The 13722-nt window shown below is 42.6% G+C and carries 25 protein-coding genes; 12 read left to right on the top strand and 13 right to left on the bottom strand.

What is annotated here, in order from left to right; genetic code table 11:
• Positions 1–95: 95 nt before the first annotated feature.
• Positions 96–269 carry an FKBP-type peptidyl-prolyl cis-trans isomerase N-terminal domain-containing protein gene (locus tag CWB85_RS19525; RefSeq protein ID WP_138555777.1) on the top strand — a complete coding sequence of 58 codons (174 nt, stop codon included), beginning with the start codon at positions 96–98 and terminating at the stop codon, positions 267–269.
• Between the two features lie 155 nt (positions 270–424).
• On the opposite strand, the gene CWB85_RS19530 is transcribed toward CWB85_RS19525, so the two are convergent.
• The 13 genes from CWB85_RS19530 to CWB85_RS19590 all read right to left on the bottom strand — a co-directional run bounded on the left by CWB85_RS19530 (position 425) and on the right by CWB85_RS19590 (position 8580).
• Positions 425–787 carry a Mor transcription activator family protein gene (locus tag CWB85_RS19530; RefSeq protein ID WP_135476775.1) on the bottom strand — a complete coding sequence of 121 codons (363 nt, stop codon included), beginning with the start codon at positions 785–787 and terminating at the stop codon, positions 425–427.
• Positions 780–1265, bottom strand: coding sequence for a gp16 family protein (locus CWB85_RS19535; RefSeq protein ID WP_138555778.1), 486 nt, complete (start codon positions 1263–1265; stop codon positions 780–782). The genes CWB85_RS19530 and CWB85_RS19535 overlap by 8 nt, the downstream gene beginning before the upstream one ends.
• Positions 1266–1273: 8 nt before the next feature.
• Entirely contained in the window at positions 1274–1891 is a 618-nt protein-coding gene (locus CWB85_RS19540) for a DUF3164 family protein (protein WP_138555779.1), read from the bottom strand.
• Positions 1892–1893: 2 nt separating this feature from the next.
• Positions 1894–2574: a DUF2786 domain-containing protein gene (locus tag CWB85_RS19545; protein ID WP_138555780.1), complete on the bottom strand. Its 681-nt coding sequence runs from the start codon at positions 2572–2574 to the stop codon at positions 1894–1896.
• Positions 2567–2911 (bottom strand): hypothetical protein, encoded by a 345-nt coding sequence (locus tag CWB85_RS19550; protein WP_138555781.1) that lies wholly within the window; start codon positions 2909–2911, stop codon positions 2567–2569. Before CWB85_RS19550 ends, CWB85_RS19545 begins: the two co-directional genes overlap by 8 nt.
• A 2-nt stretch (positions 2912–2913) precedes the next feature.
• Positions 2914–4062, bottom strand: a complete 1149-nt coding sequence (locus tag CWB85_RS19555) for an ExeA family protein (RefSeq protein ID WP_138555782.1) — start codon at positions 4060–4062, stop codon at positions 2914–2916.
• A 3-nt stretch (positions 4063–4065) separates the two neighbouring features.
• Positions 4066–5853 (bottom strand): DDE-type integrase/transposase/recombinase, encoded by a 1788-nt coding sequence (locus tag CWB85_RS19560; protein ID WP_138555783.1) that lies wholly within the window; start codon positions 5851–5853, stop codon positions 4066–4068.
• Positions 5850–6779, bottom strand: coding sequence for a hypothetical protein (locus tag CWB85_RS19565; protein WP_138555784.1), 930 nt, complete (start codon positions 6777–6779; stop codon positions 5850–5852). The genes CWB85_RS19560 and CWB85_RS19565 overlap by 4 nt, the downstream gene beginning before the upstream one ends.
• A 6-nt stretch (positions 6780–6785) precedes the next feature.
• A complete protein-coding gene (locus CWB85_RS19570) occupies positions 6786–7094 on the bottom strand; it encodes a helix-turn-helix domain-containing protein (RefSeq protein WP_138555785.1) in 309 nt (102 codons plus the stop codon).
• The gene (locus tag CWB85_RS19575) at positions 7091–7333 is read right to left on the bottom strand and encodes a hypothetical protein (protein WP_138555786.1); all 243 of its coding nucleotides are present in this window, start codon (positions 7331–7333) and stop codon (positions 7091–7093) included. Before CWB85_RS19575 ends, CWB85_RS19570 begins: the two co-directional genes overlap by 4 nt.
• Positions 7334–7344: 11 nt before the next feature.
• Positions 7345–7872: a hypothetical protein gene (locus tag CWB85_RS19580; protein WP_138555787.1), complete on the bottom strand. Its 528-nt coding sequence runs from the start codon at positions 7870–7872 to the stop codon at positions 7345–7347.
• Complete coding sequence (locus CWB85_RS19585; RefSeq protein ID WP_138555788.1) at positions 7865–8236, bottom strand: hypothetical protein; 372 nt, start codon at positions 8234–8236, stop codon at positions 7865–7867. The genes CWB85_RS19580 and CWB85_RS19585 overlap by 8 nt, the downstream gene beginning before the upstream one ends.
• Positions 8237–8307: 71 nt before the next feature.
• On the bottom strand, positions 8308–8580 hold the full coding sequence (locus CWB85_RS19590) for a helix-turn-helix domain-containing protein (protein ID WP_138555789.1): 273 nt from the start codon (positions 8578–8580) through the stop codon (positions 8308–8310).
• 160 nt (positions 8581–8740) lie between these two features.
• Between CWB85_RS19590 and CWB85_RS19595 the strand changes: the two genes are divergently transcribed.
• The 11 genes from CWB85_RS19595 to CWB85_RS19645 all read left to right on the top strand — a co-directional run bounded on the left by CWB85_RS19595 (position 8741) and on the right by CWB85_RS19645 (position 13722).
• Positions 8741–9400 carry an XRE family transcriptional regulator gene (locus CWB85_RS19595; RefSeq protein WP_138555790.1) on the top strand — a complete coding sequence of 220 codons (660 nt, stop codon included), beginning with the start codon at positions 8741–8743 and terminating at the stop codon, positions 9398–9400.
• Positions 9401–9436: 36 nt separating this feature from the next.
• Positions 9437–10009 (top strand): hypothetical protein, encoded by a 573-nt coding sequence (locus CWB85_RS19600; RefSeq protein WP_138555791.1) that lies wholly within the window; start codon positions 9437–9439, stop codon positions 10007–10009.
• Positions 10010–10026: 17 nt separating this feature from the next.
• Positions 10027–10341 (top strand): hypothetical protein, encoded by a 315-nt coding sequence (locus tag CWB85_RS19605; protein ID WP_138555792.1) that lies wholly within the window; start codon positions 10027–10029, stop codon positions 10339–10341.
• A gap of 2 nt (positions 10342–10343) precedes the next feature.
• Positions 10344–10946, top strand: a complete 603-nt coding sequence (locus tag CWB85_RS19610; RefSeq protein ID WP_138555793.1) for a hypothetical protein — start codon at positions 10344–10346, stop codon at positions 10944–10946.
• Positions 10947–11009: 63 nt separating this feature from the next.
• A complete protein-coding gene (locus CWB85_RS19615) occupies positions 11010–11618 on the top strand; it encodes a glycoside hydrolase family 108 protein (RefSeq protein WP_138555794.1) in 609 nt (202 codons plus the stop codon).
• On the top strand, positions 11611–11871 hold the full coding sequence (locus CWB85_RS19620; RefSeq protein WP_138555795.1) for a hypothetical protein: 261 nt from the start codon (positions 11611–11613) through the stop codon (positions 11869–11871). The genes CWB85_RS19615 and CWB85_RS19620 overlap by 8 nt, the downstream gene beginning before the upstream one ends.
• A complete protein-coding gene (locus tag CWB85_RS19625) occupies positions 11864–12304 on the top strand; it encodes a 3TM-type holin (protein WP_138555796.1) in 441 nt (146 codons plus the stop codon). Before CWB85_RS19620 ends, CWB85_RS19625 begins: the two co-directional genes overlap by 8 nt.
• Positions 12301–12522, top strand: coding sequence for a TraR/DksA C4-type zinc finger protein (locus CWB85_RS19630; protein WP_138555797.1), 222 nt, complete (start codon positions 12301–12303; stop codon positions 12520–12522). The genes CWB85_RS19625 and CWB85_RS19630 overlap by 4 nt, the downstream gene beginning before the upstream one ends.
• Before the next feature lies 1 nt (position 12523).
• Positions 12524–12847, top strand: a complete 324-nt coding sequence (locus tag CWB85_RS19635) for a DUF2730 family protein (RefSeq protein WP_138555798.1) — start codon at positions 12524–12526, stop codon at positions 12845–12847.
• Positions 12837–13139 carry a VpaChn25_0724 family phage protein gene (locus CWB85_RS19640; protein WP_138555799.1) on the top strand — a complete coding sequence of 101 codons (303 nt, stop codon included), beginning with the start codon at positions 12837–12839 and terminating at the stop codon, positions 13137–13139. Before CWB85_RS19635 ends, CWB85_RS19640 begins: the two co-directional genes overlap by 11 nt.
• 1 nt (position 13140) lies before the next feature.
• Complete coding sequence (locus CWB85_RS19645; RefSeq protein ID WP_135476733.1) at positions 13141–13722, top strand: DUF3486 family protein; 582 nt, start codon at positions 13141–13143, stop codon at positions 13720–13722.

Below are 13722 nucleotides of genomic sequence, written 5' to 3' on the forward strand. Positions count from 1 at the left end.
GAAACTCGAAACTCGAAACTTATTATAACACTTGCGTTTATTGCTCTACTTATGCGATAAATCACCTTATTTATAGTATAAATAAGTGAGCTTAGGTGGCACGGAAAAAGACAACAAAATCAAAAGGCTCTTCGGGGCTTAATCGTAAAAACAGTGAAAGTTTTATTGCAAAGTTTAGTAGTCACCCTGATACTCAACGGTGTGATTCTGGTTTAATGTATAAGGTAATTGATGAAGTGTCTGCAGAGCAGGTAACTGATTCAGATTGATCCAACCTACAATAACTAAACAGTGTTTGCGCGATAAGTCTGGGAATATTTGAAATTATACGGGAATAACCGAGACAGTATATTAAAAGGTGTTTCAAATAGTGAAAGTGATAAAAGCGGCCTAAAAATTTGCGCCGCTTTTTTGTTGAAGAAAATTAAGTGTCGTTTTGATCGTCAAACAAGTCGCCTTGAACTTCAGCGCGTTTGAGTTTTACCATTGTTCGCACAACTTCATATATCCATTGAATTGAGCAATCATACTTTTTAGATAACTCATGATGATTATTACCTCTAAAGTCATTCCAAATTTGGTTGCTTAAAATAATAGAATCAAGCGTTCGGCCTTTACATACATATACCAGCTCACCACCAAAAGTGTGTCTAATCGTATCCACTACATTAACAGCTAAATCAAAAGCAGCTTGCTCCCCAATTGAGGGTTTAGTGCCTTCAGATACTAACTCTAATATAGTTAAAAGCATGCCGTCTGCTCGTTGAGTTGCGCTGTTCTCAGCCATTAGCTAACTCCTCTTGTTTAACCAAACGCTGATACCATTTTTTAAGCTGCTCTATTAATAGTATAAGTACACTATCATCAAGCCACTCTAAACGTTCAACAGCTACGCCACGGTTAAAGCGCTTAGCTTGGTTTTTGCTCCAGGTTAAAAGTGCCTGCTCTGAGCCATCACGTAAATAACCACCATGCGCCATTTCAATCCAGGTCTGACGCAGTTTATCTAAAGGTGTTTTTTCACCTGGCGCTCTATCGCGCGAGATAGGGCTATTACGGCCCTTACCTCGCTTTTTAGATACAGGCTTAAAACCTTTAGATTTCATGTGTTCAAGTACGCGATCTAATTCTGGAACAGTCATTTCTTTACAGCTGCTTTTGCTCGTCAGCGTCATTAAGATTGAACGGTATAACTCGTCATCCCACGCTAGCTGAGTTTTAGCAATATGTATCAATTGAATGTAACGAGACTTAGATAATCGCATTACGCCCCCTAAAGTGACTTACTAACTAAAGGAATTTGCACCCATGCGCCCAAATCATTACGCTCATAAAAACGTACATAGGTTTTTGTTGAGCTAAAAATAATGGCATCATCCAATGCTTTCATTGCATCAGCCCATTCATCTGAATCATGGCTAAAACGGTGCTTACTGCGCAGGTTCATGATCTTAGCTTTGCTGTATTTACCATCGCTATCAGTCGCAAAGGTATCTTGAACTATCGCCTTTAAAAGCTTTGCTTCATCGCCCAGCAAATCAAGCTGCTCATTCACAACACCATCAATCAACTCTTTAGCCACAATGATCTCAGGCCCAAAGCTCATATCATCCGCAACGCCAAGCTTTACACACTTACGATTATCATAAGACGATAAAGTCACGTTTCCTTTCTTACCGCCAATTTCAACGTTATAACTCTTAGCCATTTCGGCTACAAAGTCGTTAACGCGCGTAAAACAACGGCGCTTAAAATCATCATGCGCCGCGCTTAACTGCTTAGCCTCCTGCAACAAATCACCCACAAGCGTATGCTGTGCTTTATCGTTATCTGAAACTTTATCCATTGGCACTTTAAAGCCACGTGCATTTACTAAAAATTCTTGTTCCATGATCAACCTCTACTTAAACGTTTTTGTTGTGATTGCCCGTTCACAGGGCGATGAATTGATTGGCTCGTACCGCGTGCATAACCCTCACTTTTAGCATCTTTGGTATTTGCCTTTTTCCCGCGCGTCATTGGCTTAGTACTGGTTAAACTGGGGTAATGTTTAGCAATATATGCATCAACAAATCCGCTTTGTTTTTCAGTCAAAGCAAACTCTTCAACAACGTGATAAACCCCATTAACCCAACCCTCTGCATATCTATCGCCTCGCGCCACTTTCGTTGCACGCTTACATTGCTTTGGCTGCGATTTAACATAAGTACTTCTATCAAGCTTTAACTTCACCCAAAGCACCTCATAGCAATAGGCCGCTAATTCAGGCTGTGGTGTTATTCCTATAAAGGTGGCGCAAGTTGGCGTGAACAAACCACGCTTCATAACAGCCTTAACACCAAACGCATGTTCAATCAGCACAAGTAACAAAGCGTGGTAACTAACAATCCGCGTTCCCTCTATTGGGTGGTCATGCTCACTCACACAGCTCAACCCAATATCAGCATCAGTCACCTGATATTTACGCATTAACCCCTGAGCCGCCCGCATTGCTGCGGCCGCCTCATGTTCATTGGTTGCACTTTTAGCCAAGGCTAAACACTGCTTAATTTTATTTAAAATGCGCTTATCCATGGCGTTCAACCACCGCTTGCACTTGATGAAAACTATTGCCCTTGCACTTAGGGCATAGCCTTTCGCCAACCCCTAAAGCCATATTGAACGTTTCACCAACCCAGCCACAGCCAACCGTTAAGCACTGCATGCCGCCAGCTTGATTAATTGCCACCACTTCACGTTGACCAAATATGTGATCCCAGTTTATAACTGGCGCATTAACTGCCTTAGCTAATAAGGTTTGCATAGCGCCATCGTCAGCTAATATCACTTGGGCCTGTGCCTTAGAAACCGTTAAGGTCTTACTCACTTTTACCTGAGCCATGCCCGTTAATTGAATTTGTACTTGTTCCATGCTCACACCTTATGAACCATTTTTTCTGTGATTTTCTGCTCACCAATATTGGCCGCCACATTCATCACTTTATTAACCCATGTATTAATATGAAGCGGAAAAGACCGATCCATATCTTCATCATCAAACGCCATCCCGTGCTTAATCTTTCCGTAGCACTTACCGCGAATAGCGCCCATTGCATCCTCTGTAAAAATGTCATCCGCGTTCACACCAATACGTTTAAATTTATGGCGAATATAAGCAGGAACATGCAAACCAAGCGGCTGCATTTTTATTTGATTACAACGCCAGGTAAACTCACGCACATTTTGCCCGCCTAACTTTTTGCTAAGCTCCGTTTGGCCAATTAATACAATCCCCATCACACGCCTAAAGCCATGGGTTAGCTCCCAAATACGCTTTAGTAGTTTGATCACATCAGCGCTTAAATCATGTGCTTCATCAATAATCATCAGGTGCAAATGGCCATTATTAGCACTTTCAATGAGTGCCTCTTCAACAGCTGCATCGCGTTCCTCAGCACTTGGGCGGTGCTTGATCTGTAATGCTCTACAAATTGCACTACTAATAGACTCCGCTGTGATCTTGCGACGATCTAAACGTGCAGGTTGTATTAAAATAACCTCGGGGTTTTCTTGTTGAACGCGATGCGTAAAAGCACGGCGAATAATGGTTTTACCACTGCCACATTCACCAATAAGCGCCGTCATACTTCCTGCACTCGCAGCGCTTAGCATTTCTTCTAAAATCAAACGGTGGTTATCAACTAAAAACACATCGTCTTCACAGGTGATCTCATTTTCAAATGGGTCATGGCGTAATTTAAAAAAGCGTTTTGCATGCATACTTAACATTTCAGGCTCCGGGTCTTCATAGTCAGGTTTATCAATAATGGGCGCTTGCTGCTCACACCAACCCCACAACTTATTTAGCTGCTTTGAGCTTGCGCCCTGGTCGTGTAAATACGCCTCTATGTGTGTTTGAATAGCCGCCTTATCACAGGTTTTAGGCCATTCGCCTTGCCGCTTAACACGGCTTAAACTTGCTGTACTAAAGGTTATGCCTTTATGTCTCAGCGCTTTTACTACTTGTGCTTGCTTAACTCCGAGCTGCTCAAACACCTGGCTAAGCTTTGTTATTTTCGCCACTTATTACCTCGCAATTTTTAGCACTGGCGCATGGCTTACACCCCGGTGCAGTTCCTCCACAATGTCATTCACTTGAGTGTCAACAACATCACCTAAACCAGCTATATAATCTAACTCCATAGGTCGTAAGTTCCGGCCCAGGCGATTAGCCAGCAAAATACGTAAATCCAAACTTTCTAAAACATTCCCCTTACGTTTAGCGGCATCAGTTACTTGCGCCGTGATCGCAGAATCAGGCGTGATCACTTCTCCTTGAGGCGCTAGGTGGGTTTCATGTTTAATATCTTTTAAATGACTGTGTGCGTTTAAAGCACCATTAAAAGGGGCAGCTTTAGTTTTCTTAGCGCGCTTAATTTCGCTTTCGGTGGCATCTTCACCAAACGCCAATTTGTCTGCGGCTTTACCACTGGCTTGAGCTGCGGTATCACTATGACGTGCTATCTTTTCGCCTATCACTGGGGCATCTAACCTAAAACCACTTTCATCAGTGATCACAGGTTCTACTTGATGATAAATAGCCTCATTAAATTCATTGCTAACACCCACTAAAATGGCATGGCTATCATTCACAATCACAGGGCCAACCGTTACTTTCATACCGTTGCGAACATTGGCTAAATCACTTAAATCATATTCAATGCTTTTCTTCGCTACAGGGTGGCGATAACTAATCGTTAAATCTCCCGCAACCTTGCGGGTTTCATCTTGTTTAGTGAGTAATAAACGGCATATTTGTAAATCAGGTAATGCCCGTAAAAAATGGCGATTCTCTGCTTTATAAATATGTTTCCATACATCAAGGCGTGGCTGTTTATGGCGGTGATGGCGGCAATTCATGCCTGGTACAACATTGGCGTTAAATGCCTCTTGCCATGCCCATGCAGCGGCATTTAATTCAGCCACACTATCGACAGGCTCAAACAAAATACGGCTTTCAAACTGTGTTTCTACAATGTCATTGGCTTTTTCAACAGCACCTTTTGCACGCGGGTTGCCAGCTTCATGAGGGATATTTTCAACGTTCAGCGCCTTTAAAACATTCTTAATTGCTTTGGCACCATTCGCGCTGCCTTTATCCCACATCAACACTTGTGGCACACCATGGATCGGGCTGCCGTCGTGCTGTTGCCAACACCACATTAAAAACTCAAACATATTCGCTTGGGTTTCGCCTGCTGCTTCAAAGTAAAATAAGCGTATAGCGCCGCTATAGTGATCAACCAACACATAACGCCATACCCTAAAGTTTTTAACCTTCTCAAGGTTGTCAGGTTTATTGGCGTAAAAGTCCGCATCATTCATAAAAGTTTGACGTTTACCTGGCTTACCCGGTGGGTAATACAGCAAGCAATAACTAGGATCAGTTTGATGAACATGATTAGGCCCAAGGCTACGTAATTGCACATGCGGCGTGGCACGGTCTAAATCATTTACTGACGCATTACGCTGAGCAAGTACACGGCATATCTGGCTATGGCTTAAACATTCATAACCATTGGCAATTAGCATGCTACGTGCAGTGGTTACGTTCATAACGCGCTTACCATTTTCACGTACACCTTGATTTAAAATAGCCACCAACATGTTCACAGTGTCGTCTGTAAGTGCCGTTGTTCCCGCATCACTACGGCGCTGCTTACCAGAACTAAACCCCGCTTTTTTAAGGGCTCGGTAAAACGCATCTTTACTTAAACCTAATGCATTACACGCTTGCTCACGTATTTGGCTTTTTTTACCGTGGCCTGCGCTTTTCAATTGCTCGCCCCAGTATTCAATGGTTAAGCTGCTCATAGATCCCCCGCGTTATCAAAACCCAGTTCAGCTAAAAACTCGCCCGATGGTTTAGCACTCGCCTGAAAGTGTCCCCAATGGTTTTCTATGGTGTTCCAGCTCAAAGCCACCTGTTCAACAAGCAATTTGTTGTCAGCGTAAAACGCAGCAATGCACGCATCTTTTGCACGGTCATCCATATCAACAAATTGCAATTGCTCGTGCAGGCTCATAACTTGATTTAACGATTCATGCATTTGGTTATGCACTTTGTGTAGGCTGGTAAAAAAGTCGCGAACATCGTTTTGCCATTTATTAGGGCTAAACTTTTTCTGGTGTAGCTGCTCTTTAATGTTTTGCATTTCTACCGCGTTTTTACTCGACAACTCGCGGTTTGCTCTTAGCATTGCATCACTGGCGTGCAGCTCTTCTTTAAGTGTGGCAGTTTCTTTTTTATGCTTGGCTTTTAGTTCTTCAATTAAATCTTTTACCGCTTCTTTGTCGCCCACTTCAACCGCTTCAGACTCAATAACAAGCGCCTGTTCATCATTTGAAAGTTGGCGCAAAGCACGCAAATCACGGTAGCCCAGTTTCATTTGCTGGGCTTGTTCAAAAAACTCTTCTCCAAATCGGTGAAGGTTATTCAATTTTTCATCTACATGCTGTTGGCTACTACCTAAAATCGATTTACAGCACTCCCCCCAATTACTGACCGTCAGTAACTTTCCATCAGGGTCGGTGTACGTTAACCCCTTGTACGCCTTAGATTCCTTTATTTCATTAAGGATCTTTAATTCACTGACCGTCAGTAATTTTGCAGCAAAGTTAAATGCCTGGGCTTGACCAAGCTTTAGCAGCACATCTTGCTTAGATGCTAAAATGTCTTTGCCTTGCACAATCGCTTTTTCTTGCGCAGGGGTAATATCAACTAATTCATTTTCTGCCATGGTGTTCTACCTCAACACGTTATAGTTATTGGCTTCAGTTTGCAGCTGACGCAGCGCCGTTCTAAAGTTGTTCTCAACGGTATTGCTTATCTGCACTAAGCTTTTATGCAAGCGCCAACGTTTAGCATTACTGGGTAAGCGCTCAGCAAATCCGCCATGCTCTAAATTAGTTAGAATGCGGGTAATGTCTGCGCCGCTCGTATTTAATGCTTGGGCTAACTTGCCAGGCTCTACACCATCTATTTCATGGCCAGCCATCAGCTCAATTGTTTTTAAAACGCGCTGCACCTGAGCGCTTAAATACTTTTCGCTCATGCTGTTTGCGCCTCAGCAACAGCGTCCATTTCATCAACACAGTGCGGGCACACTGGCGAGAGCGTTGTGCCACCAGTAATCACCTTGCGCCAGCCAACAAAATTAGCCGCATATAGCCACTCACTTGGGGCCATAGGTTTAGAAGATTGCTCACCTTTACGGCAGCACGCACACGCGATTTTGGGTAACTTTTCATCGTTTTGTTGAAAATCAGATAGATCTAGGTCTTTGAGTTGCATGGTTGTCATCCTTAATGTTGGCTTAGTTCGTCTTCGTCGTCGGGGGCTAAATCAAAGCTGGTTTGAGGTTCGTCGAGCTTTTCAACCTCTAATTTTTGGTAGGCTAAATCCTGCATCAGCAGCACTATTTGATCGGCCACATATTCGCAGTTGCCATTACCTTCTTCTAACTGCATGATCAAACCAATAACTTGATTAGCAAATTGATTAAGATGGGTAAGAGAGGCCTGGCTTGGCTTTTTACCTTTAGGCATATCAATAATTAATTTGTCTAGGCTATGGGCCATATACATCAGTGGGTATACGCGGCCAGTCGCAGCCATAAACGGAATAAGTAAACTAGCTGGCATATCGCCGCTACCTAAACGCTTATAAAGCATATCGGTACTCATACCACAGCGATCAGCAATACGCGGCACTGACATTTGTTTAGCTTGTTGTGCATGCTCCTTACAAAGCTGTAAAGATTCATTCAAGCTGCGTGGCACTATCCGTGACCAAGCACGACGACGTGGCTTAACCGCAGTACGTTTATTCATAGCGGCCCCCTAATGCAATTTGCGCATTCCAAAAATAAACACTTTTTGGAACTTCCAATGCACAGGTTAATTTCACTAAGCTTTTAGCAACCAAATCACTAAGGCTTAAATTATGAATACTCAAATTGCTCACTTTAACCAAAGCCAATTTAGCAACCTGCTTTACTGGCTTGGTATTAACAGCTTGCCCATCATTAAGCCCAGAGCGCGTGTAACCGCCTATCAATTGCGTAAGCTGCTGCTTAACTTGTGTAACCAAACTCACATTAAGCGCATTGCCACGGTGCAAACCTTGGCTGCTTGTAAGTGCCCAGTGCTGGCTTTGATTGTGTGGCGTTGTCATGAAAATAAACAGCGTGTTCATTGTCATACTCCCGTTTTATCCGTTACTGAATTAGTTATGCGCTGGCTATTAAGCCCAGCAATAATTAACACTCAAGAGGCTAATAACTGTTTAAGCTCTTCAACGCCTTGCTGGCGTAACGCCCCCTTTAAAAACTTAGGGCGAGAATACGATTCAACATTAGGGAAAATTTCTTTAACGGGTTTATCAATGAGTTTAGAAATGGCATCAGCAACGCGGCGAGATTGAGTATGGCCACAAACCACACCCGATACAGTGGCAAGATTTACGTCCAGAGCATCAGCAAGCATAGACAAGGTGTAACCTTTGAGCTTAATAGCTTGTTTTATTTCTTGTGCTTTCATAGTACATTACCTTTTTGTAATTAATCCTTTTATGTAGTTTTGGCGAACGGAACATAAAAGGGTTTAGTTAAGATTCAAGCAAAGTATAGGTTTTAAATATCGAACCTGTCAACACTTTAGGTGCTATATTTTGAACTTTTTAAAATTGGAAAGAGAAAGGTTGGGAATACTTCAAAAGGATTTACTAGAACCTGTAGGCGTGAATAAAGGCACTATCATTCGCTGGGAGTCAGGCAGCTCAATACCCTCGGATAAATTGGCTGAGTTTGCAAAACTAGGGTTCGATATATCGTACGTTGTTACAGGTGTCCGCACTGAGAGTACAAAAAAAGATACCTCCATTGAAGAAGAACGCACACCAGTACAACATTTAAGTAAAAAAGAGGCTAATTTTTTACCGCCAAATTTATTTTTTGTGCCGGTTGTCGATGTAGAAGCATCCGCTGGCCATGGCGCAATGGTGATCAGTGAAGAATATACTGATAAGAGCATGGTGTTTGATTGCCAATGGTTATCTAAACGCAACTTAAATAAGAGTAATTTGGTGGTTATAACGGCCAAGGGTGACAGCATGCACCCAACCATTATTAGCGGCGAGTCGCTAGTGGTTGATACATCACCATTAGATAACTTTGTAGATGGTATTTATGTAATAGACTTAGACAGCCATCTACTGGTAAAACGCCTACAAAGGCAATTTACAGGCGGTATTAAAATACTGTCAGACAACCCAGCCTACGAGGCTCAACTCGTACCACAAGAAAGCTTAGATCAACTACACATAGTTGGCAGAGTTGTGTGGATGGGGAAAGATTTATAATACTGCTTTATAAATAGCATTAAAAAGGATTTTTAAATGAAAAAATTATTACTCGCGGTGTTGTGCATCGCAATGGCCTTTTACTTTTTTATCCCAACGAAAATAACAGGTGATGTTTACGTTCTTACCAATGGTAAAGCAACCATTGCTATGCCCATGGTGGAAATTAAGGCATACGATTACGATGACTTTAAACAACACTTAGCTGACGTTAAACATTATTCAGCCATAAATTGCAGTGCGGTTCCTACCAAAAATGAAATAGATAAACTTGCTATAAAAGTACTTAAGCAAGGTCCTAGTTATCGAGAAGAATATAAAAAAGCGAAGCAAAGTTTTGATCAATGCTCACTTAACATCCTACTATTTGACAAGCTCAACTTGTCAGCCTTAGCAAGGACTACTACTGATAAAAACGGGCATTTTAGTATGTCATTAAATCGTAATAATGTTGTTTTAATTGCTCAATCTGAAAGAAAAGTACTTCGTAATACGGAGTATTACACGTGGATTAAAGTAGTTAAAATGGGGGTTGGATTTAGTGAAAAAGCTGATTTAGATAACTCAACAGATAAAAGTGATACTTTATTACACAACATAAACATATAGATAAAAAGGAAATATTTATGACTCAATTTTTTGGTGACCACATGATTAATAAATTAATTGAAGGGGATTATGAACCTGCATTAACTATAGCGATGGCCAATGGATTAAAAGACAAACTTGAAAGTGGATATGAAGAAGTATGGACAAAGTTTGACCAAAAGTGTGCTGACCATGTATTCAACAAACAATATACGGAACGCGCTTTGAATAATTGTATTGCATTTTGTAATAAAACAAACGATTTAACGCAGGAAGATTTCATAATAAATTGTGAATATGCACAAAACTACCTTAAAAAAGCTAATATTGAATATGCAAAATTAGAATTATAAGTATGCAGACGTACACATTTGACCATGTATTCCATGGTCAATTTTTAAATAAAGATACCGCAGACAAATCTGCACAAGCAATATGGGAAGCTCGTTACCTATCTCAAGGAAGAATAAAAAATAATGTAGATTTAATTGATTCAATTACTACAAATCAAGATTACAAAAATTTATTTCAAAACGCTACAAAGCTTGAACTCCCCTGTACAAGAGACTATCTAAAAAACTACGAAAGATTAACTAGTAATCAAGTAATTAAAATACAAAACGAGATAAATCAATATGGTCATATTTTGTCCATAGGACAAGTTTTATTTCGTGGTGGAAACGGTAGTGATAAGTTTATCTCTACAACACTAGACCCTGATATTGCGATGTACCATGCAATAAAAAATACTGAGCATGACTCAGATAAAAACGCCTTTTTTGATATTCTTGTTTTGAAGACGGAGGGTATAAAATTTCTACTTCACGGTGAAAGCGACTTTGAGCATGAGCTGGAGTTTTTAATAAGCAATTTCTCCTTCGGAAAAGAGTTGTTTGCTATACAAAGTCTACCTAATATAACTGTAAGACTAATCGAGCTAATTTTTAATCCAGTTTAAAATTCACTCCCCCTAAAACTTGGCACTCTGGCGCAAACCTTAACGGGATTGCAGGAGTGCCAAGTGCGTTTAACCCTAACCCCATTACCCAATTTAAGCTGTTTTAATCAGCGCCCAGAAGTACAAGCCGCACTTGCGCCGTACTCGCTCAAGTTTGCACATTGCATATTACCCATTCTTTATTTAGAAGGTGGCCTACGTACTGATGGCGGCTTAAATGACGTAGCAAGTGATCGTGGTGGCTTAACCAAATACGGTATTAGCCAACGCGCATACCCCACTATAGATATAAAAAACCTTACCATTGCCCACGCTATGCGGCTTTACCACCGCGATTACTGGCGTGCTATGTACTGCGAGCAGCTTGATGACGGCGTTGATTTACTCACTTTAGACGGCGCTATTAACCATGGCAGCTTTGCCATGAGCCAAGTACTGCAACGTGCCAGCGGTGCAAAAGCCGATGGCCGCATTGGCCCTAACACCTTAAAGGCTGTAAGCAGTTGCGCCCCACAAAGTTTAGTTGCCCGACTTAGCGTAAACCGTGGCCGTAAGTACGCCCGTATTTGTAGCAATGATGCCAGCCAAAAGCCCAACCTTGAAGGCTGGTTTAACCGCCTAGCCCATATAAGCGAATACGCCTTTGCTGAGCTTTGGGGGCAACATGGGTAAAAACTGGGATTGGTCATTAAAAAAAGGCAAAGAGCAGCGCATAAAATTGGAGGTTGATGCACGGATGCACGGCCTGCCTTTTAACTCTAACAATATCCCCTTGCATAGCCATTGCGGCACCATGCAAAGCCACTTTAACAAAGGCTGGCGCTCTGTCAGCGCGATAGACATTGAGCTTAGAGTTAACGGCAACCGTGATTACCAACATGCCCGTCAACAGCTGCATAAACGCTTTGGAGGCCAGCATGGCTAATTGGTTTAACTTAGTCGCCCCAGTTACCAAGCTGGTTGATGATCTATTTACGAGTGACGAAGAGCGCCAAATTGTTACCAACGAACTCAAGCGCATTGAGAACACCGCACACAGTAAGGTGCTTGAGCTTGAGGGTAAAGTCGTTGAGCTACAAGGCCAAGTGCTCGCCGCCCAATCACAAATCATTACCGCTGAGGCAAACGGCGAAAGCTGGCTACAACGTAATTGGCGGCCTATTACCATGCTGACTTTTTTGATTTTGATATGCCTTGATTCCTTTGGCGTGCTGGCGTTTCGCTTATCTGAGCAAGCATGGGACTTACTGCAATTAGGTATTGGCGGTTACGTGATTGGCCGCACCGTTGAGAAAGCCGCACCGGGCGTTAAACACGCTTTAAATAACGTTATAGAAAAAGTAAGGAAACCACGTTGAGTAAATTAGACGATGCGCAAAAAACTGAGCTGCACCTGTTAGATGCCGCGCTATCACTGCACCACGAACAAGCAAACAAACCCGGAGCAGCGTTTATGCACTGCCAAGAATGTGGCATAGACATACCAAAACAGCGCCGTGACGCGGTTAAAAACTGTAGCACCTGTGTGGAGTGCCAATCACTCATTGAAATACAACAACAGCATTACAGGGCTTAGCATGGACTTTATTTTAGAGTGGTACAAAGCCTTTTTAACCGTTGGTGTTGCCATCGTTGGGGGCGCTGCGTTGGCTTGGCTGCGCAGTACCTTTGTCACTAAAAAAGCCCACGACGATGTATCTAAAGCGTTAGAAAGCCGTTTAAGCGCGGTAGAGAAAACCATTGAAGACTTGCCCAACGCCGACGACCTACACGAACTAGATAAACGCTTGATTGAAGTCAGCGGCAAAATCGATGGGCTAAACCCACAACTTACCGACATTAAACGCTTAACCGATCTATTAATGGAAAACGAACTAAGAGGAACCCGCAATGGCGATTAACCAAATTATTGCTGAACATTCGCGCCTGTGCATTTTGCGGGCGTTGAACGAGCAACCAGGCTACGATTTAAACGACAGTATTATTTGCGATATTTTAAAATCGTACTCGCTCAAATGTGGCCGCGATGAACTACACACTCACCTCAACTGGCTTGAACGTAACGGCTACGTAACGATTGAAAAAATAGGCCAAAGCTCCACATGGGTAAGCACTATTACGCCCAGTGGTATTGATGTGGCTGAAGGCACAATTGTTGTTCCAGGCATTAAACGCCCAAGCCCTCGGGGGTAATATGACTGAGCAAGCGCGTAGAACCAAACCCAGCAAAGTTGACTTACTCCCTGAAGATATTAAAAAGCACCTAGATGAAATGCTCCGCGATAAGCGTTTTAGCCAAGGGCAAATACTCGACGAAGTAAACACCTTAATACTCAATGCGGGCTTAGATGAAGAAGCCACAATAAGCCGCAGTGGCCTAAGCCGCCATGCACAAAAAACAGAAGCCATCGGCCAGCGCCTAAGAGACTTACGCGAATCAACCAAAGCACTCACCGCGCAATTGGGCGATAAGCCCACAGGCGACACCACTAAGTTAATACTTGAGATGGCCCGTTCTTTATTATTTAAAGCCACAATGCAGCAAATGACCAACCCTGATGACGATGCTGCCGTTGATGTAGGCTTACTTAAAGAAGTGATGCTTGCCTGCCAACGCTTAGAATCCACCGCTATGAAAGCACACCAGCGCGAGCAAGATATTCGTAAAGCCTTTGCAGAAGAAGCCGCCACCACAGCTGAGCACGTTGCAACGCAAGCAGGCATGACAGCCGACACCGTTGCACAAATCAAAAAGTCCATATTAGGGATTGCTTAA

Source organism: Pseudoalteromonas sp. S1727 (assembly GCF_005886375.1).
Taxonomy (GTDB): domain Bacteria; phylum Pseudomonadota; class Gammaproteobacteria; order Enterobacterales; family Alteromonadaceae; genus Pseudoalteromonas; species Pseudoalteromonas haloplanktis.

Coding starts and splice junctions, on each gene's coding strand:
- CWB85_RS19530 (WP_135476775.1), bottom strand. CDS start 787: ATGGCTGAGAACAGCGCAACTCAACGAGCAGACGGCATGCTTTTAACT.
- CWB85_RS19535 (WP_138555778.1), bottom strand. CDS start 1,265: ATGCGATTATCTAAGTCTCGTTACATTCAATTGATACATATTGCTAAA.
- CWB85_RS19540 (WP_138555779.1), bottom strand. CDS start 1,891: ATGGAACAAGAATTTTTAGTAAATGCACGTGGCTTTAAAGTGCCAATG.
- CWB85_RS19545 (WP_138555780.1), bottom strand. CDS start 2,574: ATGGATAAGCGCATTTTAAATAAAATTAAGCAGTGTTTAGCCTTGGCT.
- CWB85_RS19550 (WP_138555781.1), bottom strand. CDS start 2,911: ATGGAACAAGTACAAATTCAATTAACGGGCATGGCTCAGGTAAAAGTG.
- CWB85_RS19560 (WP_138555783.1), bottom strand. CDS start 5,853: ATGAGCAGCTTAACCATTGAATACTGGGGCGAGCAATTGAAAAGCGCA.
- CWB85_RS19565 (WP_138555784.1), bottom strand. CDS start 6,779: ATGGCAGAAAATGAATTAGTTGATATTACCCCTGCGCAAGAAAAAGCG.
- CWB85_RS19570 (WP_138555785.1), bottom strand. CDS start 7,094: ATGAGCGAAAAGTATTTAAGCGCTCAGGTGCAGCGCGTTTTAAAAACA.
- CWB85_RS19575 (WP_138555786.1), bottom strand. CDS start 7,333: ATGCAACTCAAAGACCTAGATCTATCTGATTTTCAACAAAACGATGAA.
- CWB85_RS19580 (WP_138555787.1), bottom strand. CDS start 7,872: ATGAATAAACGTACTGCGGTTAAGCCACGTCGTCGTGCTTGGTCACGG.
- CWB85_RS19585 (WP_138555788.1), bottom strand. CDS start 8,236: ATGAACACGCTGTTTATTTTCATGACAACGCCACACAATCAAAGCCAG.
- CWB85_RS19590 (WP_138555789.1), bottom strand. CDS start 8,580: ATGAAAGCACAAGAAATAAAACAAGCTATTAAGCTCAAAGGTTACACC.
- CWB85_RS19600 (WP_138555791.1), top strand. CDS start 9,437: ATGAAAAAATTATTACTCGCGGTGTTGTGCATCGCAATGGCCTTTTAC.
- CWB85_RS19605 (WP_138555792.1), top strand. CDS start 10,027: ATGACTCAATTTTTTGGTGACCACATGATTAATAAATTAATTGAAGGG.
- CWB85_RS19610 (WP_138555793.1), top strand. CDS start 10,344: ATGCAGACGTACACATTTGACCATGTATTCCATGGTCAATTTTTAAAT.
- CWB85_RS19620 (WP_138555795.1), top strand. CDS start 11,611: ATGGGTAAAAACTGGGATTGGTCATTAAAAAAAGGCAAAGAGCAGCGC.
- CWB85_RS19625 (WP_138555796.1), top strand. CDS start 11,864: ATGGCTAATTGGTTTAACTTAGTCGCCCCAGTTACCAAGCTGGTTGAT.
- CWB85_RS19635 (WP_138555798.1), top strand. CDS start 12,524: ATGGACTTTATTTTAGAGTGGTACAAAGCCTTTTTAACCGTTGGTGTT.
- CWB85_RS19640 (WP_138555799.1), top strand. CDS start 12,837: ATGGCGATTAACCAAATTATTGCTGAACATTCGCGCCTGTGCATTTTG.
- CWB85_RS19645 (WP_135476733.1), top strand. CDS start 13,141: ATGACTGAGCAAGCGCGTAGAACCAAACCCAGCAAAGTTGACTTACTC.